This window comes from Rhizobium tibeticum (genome assembly GCF_900110205.1).
GTDB lineage: Bacteria > Pseudomonadota > Alphaproteobacteria > Rhizobiales > Rhizobiaceae > Rhizobium > Rhizobium tibeticum.
The window spans coordinates 206,124-220,793 of record NZ_FOCV01000003.1; the positions used below are offsets into that span (position 1 = coordinate 206,124).

Sequence of the window (14,670 nt, forward strand, 5' to 3'; positions counted from 1 at the left end):
AGACCGCAAGGCCTTCGCGCAAGTTTCAAGAACAGACGGCATCTCTGCGGGGACGACCCGAATAGCGAGCCATGCCGACAACAGGTGGGAGGTAACCTTGTTACGCTACGTGCTAACCCGGTTTGCCATCTGGATTCCGTCCGTCCTGATAGTCATGCTGGCCGTGTATGCGCTGGCCTTCTACGGCGCCGGCGATCCGATCAAGCTGATCTTTCTGCGCGCACCCGGCGACGTTGCCTATAATCCCGAGCGCATCGAAGCGATCCGCGAAAGCGCCGGCCTGAACAAGCCGTTCATCGTGCAGTTCGGCCTTTATATCTGGAACCTGCTGCATGGCCAGTTCGGCAACTCGCTGACCTCGGGCCGGTCGGTCTGGGCCATGGTTTCGGCTGCTGCGCCGGTTTCCTTCCAACTGGCGCTCTGTTCCATCATCTTGACCGCCGTCGTCGCCATTCCGCTCGGCATGATCGCAGCGCTGAACCAGAACACGAGGCTCGATTACACGATCCTTGGCAGTGCGCTCTTCCTGTGGGCGATCCCGGCCTACGTCGCTGGTCCGCTGCTCATGGTCGCCCTGATCGTGCTGTTGCCGATGATCAAGGTGCCCTACGGCTGGGGCGGCGTCCTTGACGCACGTATCATCTTGCCGCTGATCGTGCTGTCGTTCCAGCCGATCGCGCTCATCGTGCGCCAGACGCGTGCGGCGGTCATCGAGGTTCTCTCGGAGGACTTTGTACGCACTGCCCGCGCCAAGGGCGTTCCGGAAATCGTGGTGGCTCTGCGCCACATTCTACGCCCGGTATTGACGCCTGTCGTGACCCAGCTCGGCCTGATCATGATTACCATCGTCAACGGCGCGATCTTCGTCGAACTCGTTTTTGGTCTGCCGGGCCTCGGACGCCTCACCGTTCAGGCGCTGACCAACTCCGACTACCCCGTCATTCTGGCAATTACGCTGATCGGATCCTTCCTGGTCATGGCCTCGAACCTCTTGGTCGACGTGCTCTATCCGCTGCTTGATCCGCGCGCCAATGATGCAAGAAGGAGCCGCTGACCATGTCCGCCATCCCTCTCTCCACGATCGAAGACACGCAGGAAGAACCCCCGGTCAACCTGTGGCGCGACGCCTGGCATCGCCTGAAGCGCAACAAGCTTGCCCTGTTCGGCCTGATTGTCGTCCTGATCCTCGGCTTCACCGCGATCTTTGGTCCCTACCTGGCGCCTTACGATTATCTGGGCCAGGATCTGCAGGCGCGAAACGCCGTTCCCTCGCTGCACCATCTTTTCGGCACGGACGATCTCGGCCGCGACGTCTTCAGCCGCGTCGTCTTTGGCACGCGCACGGCTTTCCTGGTTGCGATCGTCGTGACCTTGATTGCCGTTGCGATCGGTCTCGTGCTTGGAGCCATTGCCGGTTTCTTCGGCAATCCATTTGACAGCGCCATCATGTGGCTGACGGATGTGACCATGTCGGTGCCGAACCTGCTGCTCGTTGTCGTTATCAATGCGTCCCTGAAGACACCGATCGCGAAATGGATGGAGGCCCAGTACATGGCAACCCTCAATCCATTCTATCGCCAGACGATATGGGTGGATTTCTTCCTGGTCTTCGGCTCGATGGCGCTTATCTCCTGGCCGCCGTATGCGCGCTTGGTGCGCGCCCAGGTGCTGTCGATCCGCAGCCGCCCCTATATCACCGCGGCCCAGGCTCTCGGTCTGTCCAACTGGCTCATCATGAAGCGTTACGTGGTACCGAACGCGCTTGGACCGCTGATCGTTTCCGTCAGTGCTGGTCTCGGCACCGCGATGGTTCTAGAAAGCGCCTTCAGCTTCCTCGGCGTTGGCGTCAATCCGCCGACTCCGAGCTGGGGCAACATGATTTCGGACGGTCTACGCGTCTGGCAGCATTATCCCCATCTCCTCGCCGCACCGGCAGCCGTTCTCGGCCTTGCCTCGGTTGCCTTCAGCTTCCTCGGCGATGGCCTCAACGACGCACTCAATCCGCGGGGCAGCAAGTGATGAACACGACCAAATCCAGTGAACGACTGCTCGATGTCCGCGGCCTCACCGTCGAAATCGACGGACGCAACGGCCCTGCCGTTGTCGTCGACGGGATCGACCTCCATGTCAACAAGGGCGAGACGCTCGGCGTCGTCGGCGAGTCCGGCTGTGGCAAGAGTCTGACGATGCTGAGCCTGATGCGGCTCCTGCCCAACAAGATCAAGGTCAGCAAAGGCTCGGCCAACTTCGACGGCAATGACTTGCAGAAGATGTCGAACAAGGAACTCCGCAAGGTGCGCGGCGGCGATATCGGGTTCGTCTTCCAGGATCCGATGACCTCGCTAAACCCGGTCATGCGGGTCGGCGACCAGATCTGCGAGCCACTGATCTATCATCGCAAGATGAGCAAGGCGCAGGCCCGCGCACGTGCCGTCGAACTGCTGCGTCTCGTCGGCATTCCCGGTCCGGAAGAGCGGCTGCAGGCCTATCCGCACGAATTGTCTGGCGGCATGCGCCAGCGCGTAATGATCGCCATTGGCCTTGCTTGCAATCCGAAGCTGCTGATCGCCGACGAACCGACGACGGCGCTCGACGTCACCATCCAGGCCCAGATCGTCGATCTCGTGAAGGATCTGCGCGCCAAGCTCGGCATGTCGGTGGTGTGGATCACTCATGACCTGGCGCTGATCGCCGGTCTGGTCGATCGCGTCGCCGTGCTTTACGCCGGCACCGTCGTCGAGGATGCGCCGGTCGATGAACTCTACGCTCGCCCGAGCCATCCCTACACGCGCGGTCTCTTGGCCTCGATCCCGAAGCTGTCGGATGCACCGGCAAGCCGGCTGAGCTCGATCGGCGGGACACCGCCCGAACCGGGTCGCCGGCCGAAGGGCTGCCCCTTTGCGCCGCGTTGTCCGCTGGCGGAAGCGATTTGCCACGAGCGCGTACCGAAGCTCGAGCCGCTGGCCGGCGCTGGAAATCACCGGACCGCCTGTTTTGTCGTCCAGAAAATGCAGGAGGCTGCGTGATGGGTGCCCAACCGCTGCTCAGGGTCGAGAACCTCGTCAAGCATTTCCACGTCAAGCTCGGCGCCTTCGGCGAACGCACGGCGACGGTCTATGCGCTCGACAACGTCAATCTCGATATCATGGAAGGCGAGACACTGAGCCTCGTCGGCGAATCCGGTTGCGGCAAGTCGACGACCGGCTTCACCATCCTCAACCTCTACAAGGCAACCAGTGGCAAGGTCGTCTACAAGGGCCAGGATCTGGCAACGCTGGACGAGAAGCAGATGCGGCCCTTCCGCCGCGACCTGCAGATCGTCTTCCAGGATCCTTATTCTACACTCAACCCGCGCATGACGATCGGCGAGGCGATTGGAGAGCCGATCCTGTTCCACAAGCTCTGCACCAAAGCGGAACTGAAGGACAGGGTTGCGACGCTGCTGACCGACGTCGGCCTGTCGACCCGCTTTGCCCAGCGCTATCCGCACGAGCTTTCCGGCGGCCAACGGCAGCGTGTCGTCATCGCCCGCGCGCTCGCCTGCCAGCCCAAGTTCATCGTCTGCGACGAAGCGATCTCCGCACTCGACGTTTCCATTCAGGCGCAGATCATCAACCTTTTGCTCGACCTGCAGGAAAAATACGGCCTGACCTACCTGTTCATCGCCCACGATCTGGCCGTCGTTCGCCATATCAGCACCCGTGTCGGCGTGATGTATCTCGGCCGTCTGGCGGAGCTTGCAACCCGCCAGGAGCTGTTCGACAACCCGCTGCATCCCTACACCAAGGCGCTGCTATCGGCCGTTCCGGACACCGATCCGGAGCTGGAACGCAACCGCAAGCGCCAGATCCTGCAGGGTGACGTGCCAAGTCCGCTCAATCCGCCGACCGGCTGCCGCTTCCATACGCGATGCCCAATCGCCATGGCGGTTTGCAGCAGGACGGTTCCGGAATGGAAGGCAGCCAAGCCCGGCCATCTCGTCGCCTGCCACGCGGTCAACACAGGACAAACCACATGACGTTGAAGGTCGCGATCATCGCTGACGATCTGACCGGCGCACTCGACACGGGAACCCCCTTTGTCGATGCCGGGCTTTCCGTTGCTGTCGCGATCGAGGTCGAAGCCATCTCGGATGCGCTTGTGACCGGTTGTGAGGTCGTCGTGGTCAACACGGCCTCAAGAGCTCTCCCGGAGGAGGAAGCGGCAGGAAGGGTCAGCGTTGCGGCGAAGGCCCTTCTTGCCGCCTCGCCTCAGATGGTTCTGAAAAAGATAGACTCCCGTCTCAAGGGGAATGTTGCAGCAGAAAGCGCAGCTATTGCCGCCATCTTCGGCCACGAGGCAATCGTCGTGGCACCAGCCATTCCCGATCAAGAGCGCTTGACCCGCAATGGCCATGTCGTCGGCCGTGGCGTCAACGAGCCGCTACCGATTGCCGATCTCTTCAAGACAACCGACAGCCAGGTCCTCGTTCGTGACGCCGAGACTGATAGCGATCTCGACCGGCTGGTCGGCAAGCACGACTGGAAGATCACACTTGCCGTTGGCGCGCGCGGCATCGGAGCTGCGCTTGCTCGCAAGATCGGCAGGGCCCACAAAGCAGGCCGACCCTTTGCGGCATCAAATCGGACAGTTTTCGCCGTCGGCTCCCGCGACCCGATCACGGCGGTACAAATGACCAAGCTGGAGGCTTCCGGTATCCTGACCGCGGCCATTGATGCTCCCGTGGGAGTGCTACCGGACGAACAGTCGTCAGGCCTGCCGGTGCTTCTGCGCTGTACAGGCAAAGTCACCGGCGAGACCGCGGCAGTTGCCGACCGGTTCGCGAAGGGCGTAAAGTCGATCATAGATGCGACGCGCCCGGAGATGCTGATGGTTGGCGGTGGCGATACGGCGCTGGCAGTTTTTCGCGAACTCGGAATTCGGATCCTGAGGCCGCAGGGCGAAATCGAGGCGGGCATTCCGTGGTTTGACGTCGCAACCGCCGATGGCCTGCGTTTCCGCTGCGCGGTGAAGTCCGGGGGCTTCGGTAATTCTGATAGTTTGGTAAGACTGATTGCACAGAATCAGGCGGCATAGGACAATGCCGACGGGGAGAATGAAGGTGGACGAAGCAAACGGTGTATCGGCGAATGCGCAAGCGGCGCCTGCGACAAAGCCGGAGCGCGGTAAGGCCGTCAAGCTGGTCGATCGGGTATTCGATCAGTTGCAAGAGCGCATTCGCTCGGGAAATTATCCGCCGGATTCACGACTTCCCGGTGAGCACGAGCTTGCATCGATGCTTGGCGTCTCGCGCCCCATCGTGCGCGACGCGTTGGCACGCTTGCGCGATCAGGGCATCGTCTACGCCAGGCAAGGTGCCGGCACCTTCGTCGGCGCTCATGGCTCGCCGACGACGCAGCTTTCCTATTCGCCGGTCAAGACGATCGCCGATATTCAGCGCTGCTATGAGTTTCGCCTGACGATCGAGCCTGCTGCCGCCTATTTTGCTGCCAAGCGCCGCGACGAGGCGGCGATTCAAAAGATTGCAGCTGCTCTCGCCGATCTCCGTGAGGCGACCAGCCACCAGCTTCATCGCACTGACGCCGACTTCACGTTCCATCGTGCGGTCACGGAAGCCGCCAACAACCATTACTACACGGCCTCGATTGATGCCCTGAAAGCGCATATCGCGGTCGGCATGCATCTTCACGGTCTGTCTCTGCTTGGCCCGCGCCAAGGTCTTGAGCAGGTCTACGAAGAACACAACAAGATCTACCTCGCCATCGTCGAAGGTCGCGCGGAAGACGCGCGGGCGCTGATGAAGGCGCATCTCGAGGGCTCGCAGAGCCGCCTCTTCGAAGGCCGCGCGCTGGACCTTTCGATGTAGCCTACGCGGTCGGCTTGACAGCTTTGCTACTCTGGTTCTAACCTTTTCGCATTCACCAGGGGGGTCCCGGCAAGGGGCTGAGATACTGCTATCGCGCGCAGTGACCCGTTGAACCTGATCCAGTTCATACTGGCGTAGGGACGGTGCAAGCGCTCGAAGGCATTGGATTCTCGCGAGGAAACCGTGTCGGCGTCTTTTCATCATTCCGGCTGAGGACTGGGTCTCCAAACGCAAACTTGGAGCCTCAAACCATGAATATTGCCGCAAAGAATATCACCCCGACCGTTACGACAGGCCCATTGCCGGCCTCTCGAAAAATCTACATTCCCGGAGAAATCCACCCTGATGTCCGCGTCCCGATGCGCGAGATCAGCCTTCACCCGACATCGGGCGAACCGCCGGTCACGGTCTATGATTCCTCGGGCATCTATACCGTCGAAGGTGCCGACATCCGCATCGAGCAGGGACTTCCAGAACTGCGCCGCGGCTGGGTGGTCGCCCGCGGTGACGTCGAAGCCTATCAGGGCCGCCAGGTCCGCCCCGAAGACAACGGCTTTGCCAGCGGCGGACGGCTGACACCGGAATTTCCCGGCAAGCGCCAGCCGCTCCGCGCAAGGGACGGCAAGGCCGTGACCCAGCTCGCCTATGCGCGCGCCGGCATTGTCACGCCGGAGATGGAATTCATCGCGATCCGCGAGAACCTTGGCCGCAAGGCGCAGGCGGAGGCTATCACGCGCGACGGCGAAAGCTTCGGCGCCCGGATTCCGGATCACGTAACCCCGGAATTCGTCCGGCAGGAGATTGCCGCCGGCCGCGCGATCATCCCCGCCAACATCAACCATCCCGAATCCGAACCGATGATCATCGGCCGGAACTTCCTGGTGAAGATCAACGCCAATATCGGCAACTCCGCCGTCACGTCCTCCATGGCCGAAGAGGTCGAGAAGATGGTCTGGGCTGCCCGCTGGGGCGCCGACACAGTCATGGATCTCTCCACCGGCCGTAACATCCACAACATCCGCGAATGGATCATCCGCAACTCGCCACTGCCGATCGGTACCGTTCCACTCTATCAGGCGCTTGAGAAGGTCGAGGGCATTGCCGAGAACCTGACCTGGGAAGTCTATCGCGACACCCTGATCGAGCAGGCCGAACAGGGGGTCGACTATTTCACCATCCACGCCGGCGTGCGGCTGCACTACATTCCGCTCACCGTCAACCGCGTCACCGGCATCGTCTCGCGCGGTGGCTCGATCATGGCCAAGTGGTGTCTTCATCACCACCGCGAGAGCTTCCTCTACGAACATTTCGAGGAGATCTGCGACATCTGCCGCGCCTATGACGTCTCCTTCTCGCTCGGCGACGGCCTGCGTCCGGGCTCGATTGCCGACGCCAACGACGCGGCACAGTTCGCCGAGCTGGAAACGCTCGGCGAACTGACGAAGATCGCTCGGGCCAAGGACTGCCAGGTCATGATCGAAGGGCCCGGCCACGTGCCGATGCACAAGATCAAGGAGAACATGGACAAGCAGCTCGCCGTCTGCGGCGAGGCGCCCTTCTATACGCTGGGGCCGCTGACCACCGACATCGCACCCGGCTACGACCACATCACCTCGGGCATCGGTGCTGCGATGATCGGCTGGTTCGGCACGGCGATGCTCTGCTACGTCACCCCGAAGGAGCATCTTGGTCTACCCGACCGCAACGACGTGAAGACCGGCGTCATCACCTACAAGATCGCTGCCCACGCCGCCGATCTCGCCAAGGGGCACCCGGCCGCTCAATTGCGCGACGACGCCCTGTCGCGCGCTCGCTTCGAATTCCGCTGGGAGGACCAGTTCAACCTCGCGCTGGACCCCGAAACCGCCCGCAGCTTCCACGACGAGACGCTGCCGAAGGAGGCGCATAAGGTGGCGCACTTCTGCTCCATGTGCGGCCCGAAGTTCTGCTCGATGCGGATCTCGCACGACATCCGGGCCGAGGCGCAGAAGGAAGGGCTCGACGCGATGGCGGCGAAATACCGCGAGGGCGGCGATCTCTACATGCCAATTGATGCCGTCGAACAGTCGGGCGACTGATATGCATGTGCTTGTCAAAGGGGCCGGCGTTGCCGGCCTCGTCGTCGCCCACGAACTCAGCCTTCGCGGTGCCGATGCGACGGTCATTGATCCCGGTAAAGGTTCCAGTCAGGCAGCCTCCTGGCTCGCGGGCGGCATGCTCGCGCCCTGGTGCGAGCGCGAAAGTGCCGAGGAAGCCGTATTGCTGCGAGGCCGCGATGCTCCCGACCGGTGGGACATGATACTGCCGGGGGAGGTACAACGAAACGGAACCCTGGTGGTTGCTCCCGCCCGCGACCAGAGCGAGCTCAATCGCTTCGCCGGTCGCACAAGCGGCCATAGATGGTTGGATGAAGAAAATATCGCCTCATTGGAGCCAGCTCTGGCAGGGCGCTTCAGGCGCGCCCTTTTCTTCCCACTCGAAGGACACCTCAATCCAAGGCGAGTCTTGTGTCTGCTGCGAGAAAAACTTGTCGATCGACGTATTGCATTCATCGACCGAGAGGCCGAAGAGACCGACTACGACGACATCGTGGATTGCACTGGCGCAGCGCGGATCGGGCAGACGAGCGGACTTCGCGGCGTTCGCGGCGAAATGCTTTATCTGGAAACCGCCGAGGTTACCCTCACCAGACCCGTTCGCCTGCTGCATCCCCGCTTTCCTGTCTATATCGTTCCGCGCGGAGATGGCCTGTTCATGGTGGGTGCCACCATGATCGAGACGGAGTTCGACGGTCCGATCTCGGCGCGTTCGATGATGGAGTTGTTGAACGCCGCCTATGCAGTGCATCCCGCCTTCGCGGACGCTGCCGTGGTCGAAACCGGCGTGGGCATCCGGCCGGCATTCGCCGACAATTTTCCCCGCGCGACCCGCGAACGCGGTGCGGTCGTGCTCAACGGCCTCTATCGCCACGGCTTCCTGCTTGCACCCGCAATGGCGCAGGAAGCCGTTGACCTTGTCTTCTCCAGAACGGAACCAGGAGGAAATAGCCGATGAAACTGATCGTCAACGGCGAGCATCACGACCTCATTGCAGCAACGTTGTCGCAACTGCTGACGCTGATGGAATACGAGGGCGAATGGTTGGCGACCGCCGTCAACGGCGAAATCGTCCACCGCGAGGACCGTGTCGACCACGCACTCAACGACAATGACAGGATCGAAATCTTGTCACCGATGCAGGGCGGCTGAATGATGCTGAAGCTCTATAACACTGAAATGTCGTCCCGCTTGCTTCTTGGCAGCGCGCGATACCCTTCGCCCGCGATCCTAGCGGAGGCCGTCAAGCGATCAGAAACAGAGATCGTCACCGTCTCATTGCGCCGAGAGAGCGCTGGCGGGCGTAGCGGCGGCGCCTTCTTCGAACTGATCCGGGCGCTCAGCGTCCGCGTGCTGCCGAACACAGCCGGCTGCCATGGGGTCTCCGAGGCCGTGTTGACAGCCCAGATGGCGCGAGAGCTGTTTGGCACCAGCTGGATCAAACTGGAGGTGATCGGCAATCACGATACGCTTCAGCCTGATGTCTTCGGACTGGTCGAGGCAGCGCGTATCCTTTCAAGCGACGGCTTTCAGGTTTTTCCCTACACAACCGATGACCTTGTGGTCGCCGAGAGGCTGCTCGAAGCGGGATGCCGGGTGTTGATGCCCTGGTGTGCCCCGATCGGCAGTGCCGCGGGACCGCTCAACCTTTCGGCGCTGCGTTCGATGCGCGCGCATTTTCCCGACATCCCATTAATCGTCGACGCCGGCATCGGCCGGCCTTCGCACGCGGCAACCGTCATGGAACTCGGCTTCGATGCGGTCCTTTTGAACACCGCCGTTGCCGGCGCCGGCGACCCGGTTGCCATGGCCGGCGCATTTGCCAAGGCGATCGAGGCGGGCCGGCAAGCGTTCAGCGCCGGCTTGCTGGAGCCGCGCGATGTCGCAGTCCCGTCGACACCTGTCATTGGAAAGGCCGTCTTCGCATGAAACTCGATCCCTTCTATCTCATCGTCGACAGCGCCGATTGGATCGCGCGGCTCGTGCCCATCGGCGTCAGGCTCGTGCAGTTGCGGATCAAGAACAAAGCGCCCGCGCAGTTGCGGGCTGAAATCCGCACCGCGAAAGCGATTTGCGCCTTGAACGACTGCCAGCTGATCGTAAACGACTACTGGCAGCTCGCCATCGAAGAAGCGTGCGCTTTTGTTCACCTCGGCCAGGAGGACCTGGAAACGGCCGACCTGGACGCCATTCGTGCCGCCGGCCTGAAGCTCGGGCTGTCGACCCATGACGATGCCGAACTCGAAACAGCAAAGGCAGCAAAGCCGGACTATATCGCGCTCGGCCCGATCTATCCGACCATTCTGAAGCAGATGAAATGGTCGCCGCAAGGACCGGAACGCCTGCGCACTTGGAAGGCCCACGTCGGCGATCTGCCGCTCGTCGCCATCGGTGGGCTGAACGTCGATCGAATAAAGGGCGTTCTTTCTCGAGGCGCCGACAGTGCTGCTGTCGTGACCGATATCACCTTGAACCCCGATCCCGAGGCGCGAACACGGCAGTGGCTCGCTGCCACCGCACCCTGGCGAACGGTGAAAATTCCATTGGGTGAGTAGCCGGGCGGCCGAGGGACGTGCTGTCGCACGCCTTCAAAAATGATTGATTTGCGCGTCATGCTTCGCCATTTTGAACGGGGGCTAGACAACAAGTTGGGTTTGGCACGTATGTTACAACGGACCGAGGAATCGGATGTCGCGCTGATCGACAGGCTTCAGCGGGGCGCATTCAATTATTTCCCGAAGCATTACAATCCCGAAAACGGACTTGTTGCGGATACGTCAGTCGCGGGCGTCCCCTGCAGTATCGCTGCGGTCGGCTTTGCCTTGTCGTCCTATACCGTCGCGGTCGAGCGTGGCTGGATGGAGCGCGCCGACGCGATAGAGCGCACGCTGAAGACACTTTGCTTCTTTGCCAACGGGCATCAGGGCCGTGAGCGACACGCGATCGGCTATCGCGGTTTCTTCTATCACTTCCTGCACATGGACACTGGCCATCGCGCCTGGAACAGCGAACTGTCGACAATCGACACCACGCTTCTGGTTGCGGGCATGTTGACCGCGGCGGCCTATTTCGACCGCAACACCGAAGCCGAGATTGAAATCCGCAGACTCGCAAGCTTGGTCTATCAGAGGATCGACTGGCACTGGGCTCTCAACAAGGGCGAGACGGTCTGTATGGGCTGGAAGCCAGGCAGTGGCTTCCTGCGTTGGCGCTGGCAAGGCTACGACGAGGCGGTCCTGCTTTATACGCTGGCGCTTGCCTCCCCGACGCATCCAATCCCGGCCTCGAGCTACGATGCCTTCACCGCGAGCTATTCGTGGATGCTGTTCGGCGACCAACCATATGTCTATGCCGGCCCGCTCTTCATTCACTTCTTCTCACATGCCTGGATTGATTTCCGCGGAATCCAGGACAAGGCGATGGCCGATCGCAACTGGGACTATTTCCGCAACACGCAGGTATCGATCGCCGTGCAGCGGGACTATGCGGAGCGCAATCCCGGGCACTTTGTCGGCTACAACAAGGACATCTGGGGCCTGTCTGCCTCGGATGGCCCGCCGCCGACCCGCAACATGCGTGGCGGTCGCCACCCGCGCGTGCTCGGCTATGCCGCCCGCGGCGCGCCGCTCGGACCCGATGACGGCACGATTGCACCCTGGGCAGCGCTCGCCTCCCTCCCGTATGACCGCCAGGCTTCGCTCGATGGCCTTCGTGCCCTTATGTCCACTTACCCGAACCTGCTCTATGAGGATCGTTTTCCCGATGGATTCAATCCGACCGTGAAGACCAAGCGACCTGAAGGCTGGGTCGACGACCGCTGCGTCGGTATCGATCAGGGACTTCTTGTAATGACGATCGAAAATGATCGGTCCGATTTCATATGGGGTCTCATGCGGCGCTCTCCGGTGATCCGGCGCGGTCTCGAGCGCGCTGGTTTTACCGGCGGCTGGCTGTCGGAAGACGAAAGCTTCGAACGGAAAATCGCCTGATCAGCGGTTGCCGAAAACATGCGCCTTGCCGGCGATATCGAGACGAACGCGATCGCCCTGTGACGGAAGTGCGACGCTCGAGGTCTTGATCATGATCGGCGGCAGGGCGACGCCTTCGAGTGACACAGCAACAGTGCAGGTCGCTCCACCGAATTCCACTTCGACGACCCGTCCGCGATAGGTCTGCTCGCTTTGATCAGGAACGACCCTGATCTGTTCAGGCCGCAACATGATCTCAACCTTGCCCTGATGACCGACATCGACCGCGACACGGCCGAGCGCGCAATCGGCAAAGCCGTTGCGAGCGACTGCCGGGAGCATCACCGCGTCGCCGAGGAACAGGGCTGTCTCTCGATCGAGGGGCTGCAGGTAAACCGATTGCGGCGAGCCGGCCTGGATCAACCGCCCTTCCCGCAGGACGGCAACCTGATCGGCGAAGGAGAGCGCCTCCGCCTGATCGTGCGTGACGAGGATCGCCGTGATGCCTGCGGACTGAAGAACGCGTGCCACGGCCTTCCGCATATTCTCGCGCAGACCTGTATCGAGTGCGGAAAACGGTTCATCGAGCAACATCAAGCGCGGCTTGCGGCCGAGCGCGCGGGCAAGCGCCACACGCTGTTGCTGGCCGCCGGAAAGCTGGTGCGGCCGGCGGATCAGCATGTTGCGGTCCAGCTCGACCATATCAAGCAGGTCGATAATGCGTCGCTCGCGATCGGGCGCGCCGCGCTCGAAGCCAAAACCGATATTGTCGGCAACACTCAGATGTGGGAACAGCGCGCCGTCCTGCGACACGATGCCGATGCCTCGCTTATGCGCGGGCACTGCTACGGGACCATCGGCCAGAAGCTCGCCGTCGAGCGTCACTTGGCCGCCATCGGGCTGCTCAAAACCGGCGATGATGCGCAGCAGCGTGGTCTTGCCCGACCCTGAAGGCCCGACGACGGCAGTGCGGCTGCCTGCGGCAACATCGAGTGAAATATTCTGCAATGCCTGGACATGCCCGTAGCGCTTGCTGATGCGATCGATCGTAAGCAGCGTCATTGTCCGGCTGTCCGTTTCGATTGGGCATAGAGAAGAAGGGTGAGCGGCAGCGATAGCACGACCATCATGAATGCGTAAGGCGCCGCCGCCACGTAGTCGATTTCGCTGGTCAGCGACCAGAACTTCGTCGCAAGCGTCTCGACGCCGTTCGGCGCCAGCATCAATGTCGCGGTGAGCTCGTTCGTGATGCCGAGACCGACAAGTGCGACGCTGGCGGCTGCACCCGGCGCGGCAAGCCGCATGGTGATCTGCCTCACGGCCTGGGCAGGCGTGCGGCCAAGCCCCATTGCCGCACGCTCAAGCTCCACGGGCGCCTGAGCGATGCTGGCGCGAAGACCCACCATAGCACGCGGCAGGAACAGCAGTATGTAAGCAACAATGAGGGTCGCGAAGGTTTGATAGAGCGGCAGAACAAGACGGACCGTAATCGTCACCAGCGCCAGCGCAACGACCACACCCGGCAACGAGCCGACATAGTAGTGGCAGGCTTCGAGCAGGCGCTGAAGACGCCCCGGCGCACGCACAGAGAGCCACGCCATCGGTGCGGCGGCAATCGTGGCGAGCACGCCACCGGCAATGGCAAGAACGATGGTTTGTGCGAACGCATTGCCGACCGTGTCGACATGCCAGACCTCAAGCCCGCCGAGATAGAGCCACCGCACCAGCGTTGCGAAGGGGACGCCGAGCGTCAAGGCCGCAAGTCCCACCTGCAGCACGATGGCCGGCACGACGAACCAGCCGAGCCGACGACGATCCGCTGGCCGGGCTGAGCCGGATCCGACCCGGGCATATCGTTCATTGCCGCGCAATAGGATTTCGAGACCAAGCAGAAACAGGCAGCAGCAGACAAGAACACCCCCCAGCATGTTGGCGGCCGGGCTGTTGTAGGCGGATTGGAACTGGTCGACGATCGCGGTGGCGAACGTGTCGAAACGGATCATCACGTAAAGACCGTATTCCGACAGCAGGTGCAGCCCGATCAGCAGCGAGCCGCCGCAGATGGAGAAGCGCAATTGCGGCAGGATGGTGCGGAAGAACAAACGCCAAGGCCCGAGCCCGAGGGACGCGGCTGCATCCTCGATGGCAGGATCAAGCCGGCGCAAGGCAGCGGCGACCGGGAGGTAGAGAAACGGAAAATAGGCAAGTACGGAAACGAAGATGCCGCTTTGCAGCCCGCGCATCCCGGGGACAAGGCTGATCCAGGCGTAACTATGGACGAAGGCCGGCACCGCGAGAGGCGCAACCGCCAACCACGACCAGAGCCGGGCGAAGGGTATATTCGTCCGTTCAACCAGCCAGGCAAGCGTCACGGCAAGGACGATCGACAGGGGAATGGTAAAGGCTTCCAGCAGCACCGTGTTGACGAGCAGTTCGCCAACGCGCGCACGAAACACCAAGTCCTTGACGGTCTGCCAGCCGACATCAAAGGTTATCCAACCGATGAAACCAAGCGGCACCAGACTGAACAACGCTACGACGGAGGCAAACAGGATAACGGAAAGGTGGGGCAACCGCGCCCGCAGCCGATCTATTCCCGCCACCGGCCGAGCGATCGGCCCTTCATGGCCGGGAGCAAGCAATCTGTTGTCCTGCAGCAAGGCCGCCGCCTTCATACGCTGAAAAAGGAAGGCAACCGCCTTGAAAGGCGGTTGCCGATTTCGGCATGCCCTACGTTTTT

14 protein-coding genes and 1 riboswitch are annotated in these 14,670 nt (G+C 61.8%); of the genes, 12 read left to right on the top strand and 2 right to left on the bottom strand.

Annotation, left to right across the window (positions count from 1 at the left end):
• Positions 1 to 97 precede the first annotated feature (97 nt).
• The 12 genes from BSG20_RS04770 (at position 98) to BSG20_RS04825 (ending at position 11,951) form a co-directional block, all read left to right on the top strand.
• Complete coding sequence (locus BSG20_RS04770; RefSeq protein ID WP_072369578.1) at positions 98 to 1,054, top strand: ABC transporter permease; 957 nt, start codon at positions 98 to 100, stop codon at positions 1,052 to 1,054.
• A gap of 2 nt (positions 1,055 to 1,056) precedes the next feature.
• Entirely contained in the window at positions 1,057 to 2,019 is a 963-nt protein-coding gene (locus tag BSG20_RS04775) for an ABC transporter permease (RefSeq protein ID WP_072369580.1), read from the top strand.
• On the top strand, positions 2,019 to 3,026 hold the full coding sequence (locus BSG20_RS04780) for an ABC transporter ATP-binding protein (protein ID WP_072369582.1): 1,008 nt from the start codon (positions 2,019 to 2,021) through the stop codon (positions 3,024 to 3,026). The genes BSG20_RS04775 and BSG20_RS04780 overlap by 1 nt, the downstream gene beginning before the upstream one ends.
• The gene (locus BSG20_RS04785) at positions 3,026 to 4,018 is read left to right on the top strand and encodes an ABC transporter ATP-binding protein (protein WP_072369584.1); all 993 of its coding nucleotides are present in this window, start codon (positions 3,026 to 3,028) and stop codon (positions 4,016 to 4,018) included. Before BSG20_RS04780 ends, BSG20_RS04785 begins: the two co-directional genes overlap by 1 nt.
• Positions 4,015 to 5,076 (top strand): four-carbon acid sugar kinase family protein, encoded by a 1,062-nt coding sequence (locus tag BSG20_RS04790; protein WP_072369587.1) that lies wholly within the window; start codon positions 4,015 to 4,017, stop codon positions 5,074 to 5,076. The genes BSG20_RS04785 and BSG20_RS04790 overlap by 4 nt, the downstream gene beginning before the upstream one ends.
• Before the next feature lie 25 nt (positions 5,077 to 5,101).
• Complete coding sequence (locus BSG20_RS04795) at positions 5,102 to 5,866, top strand: FadR/GntR family transcriptional regulator (protein ID WP_177309808.1); 765 nt, start codon at positions 5,102 to 5,104, stop codon at positions 5,864 to 5,866.
• Between the two features lie 47 nt (positions 5,867 to 5,913).
• Positions 5,914 to 6,025, top strand: a riboswitch (TPP riboswitch).
• 92 nt (positions 6,026 to 6,117) lie between these two features.
• Entirely contained in the window at positions 6,118 to 7,944 is a 1,827-nt protein-coding gene (gene thiC, locus BSG20_RS04800; RefSeq protein ID WP_072369600.1) for a phosphomethylpyrimidine synthase ThiC, read from the top strand.
• A gap of 1 nt (position 7,945) precedes the next feature.
• Entirely contained in the window at positions 7,946 to 8,920 is a 975-nt protein-coding gene (gene thiO, locus BSG20_RS04805) for a glycine oxidase ThiO (protein ID WP_072369603.1), read from the top strand.
• On the top strand, positions 8,917 to 9,114 hold the full coding sequence (thiS, locus tag BSG20_RS04810; protein WP_024315362.1) for a sulfur carrier protein ThiS: 198 nt from the start codon (positions 8,917 to 8,919) through the stop codon (positions 9,112 to 9,114). The genes thiO and thiS overlap by 4 nt, the downstream gene beginning before the upstream one ends.
• 3 nt (positions 9,115 to 9,117) lie before the next feature.
• A complete protein-coding gene (locus BSG20_RS04815; RefSeq protein ID WP_072370164.1) occupies positions 9,118 to 9,891 on the top strand; it encodes a thiazole synthase in 774 nt (257 codons plus the stop codon).
• Entirely contained in the window at positions 9,888 to 10,517 is a 630-nt protein-coding gene (locus BSG20_RS04820) for a thiamine phosphate synthase (RefSeq protein ID WP_072369606.1), read from the top strand. The genes BSG20_RS04815 and BSG20_RS04820 overlap by 4 nt, the downstream gene beginning before the upstream one ends.
• A gap of 108 nt (positions 10,518 to 10,625) precedes the next feature.
• Entirely contained in the window at positions 10,626 to 11,951 is a 1,326-nt protein-coding gene (locus tag BSG20_RS04825) for a glucoamylase family protein (RefSeq protein WP_072370167.1), read from the top strand.
• On the opposite strand, the gene BSG20_RS04830 is transcribed toward BSG20_RS04825, so the two are convergent.
• Complete coding sequence (locus BSG20_RS04830; RefSeq protein ID WP_072369609.1) at positions 11,952 to 12,992, bottom strand: ABC transporter ATP-binding protein; 1,041 nt, start codon at positions 12,990 to 12,992, stop codon at positions 11,952 to 11,954.
• Positions 12,989 to 14,605 carry an ABC transporter permease gene (locus BSG20_RS04835; protein ID WP_072369612.1) on the bottom strand — a complete coding sequence of 539 codons (1,617 nt, stop codon included), beginning with the start codon at positions 14,603 to 14,605 and terminating at the stop codon, positions 12,989 to 12,991. The genes BSG20_RS04830 and BSG20_RS04835 overlap by 4 nt, the downstream gene beginning before the upstream one ends.
• Positions 14,606 to 14,670 lie beyond the last annotated feature (65 nt).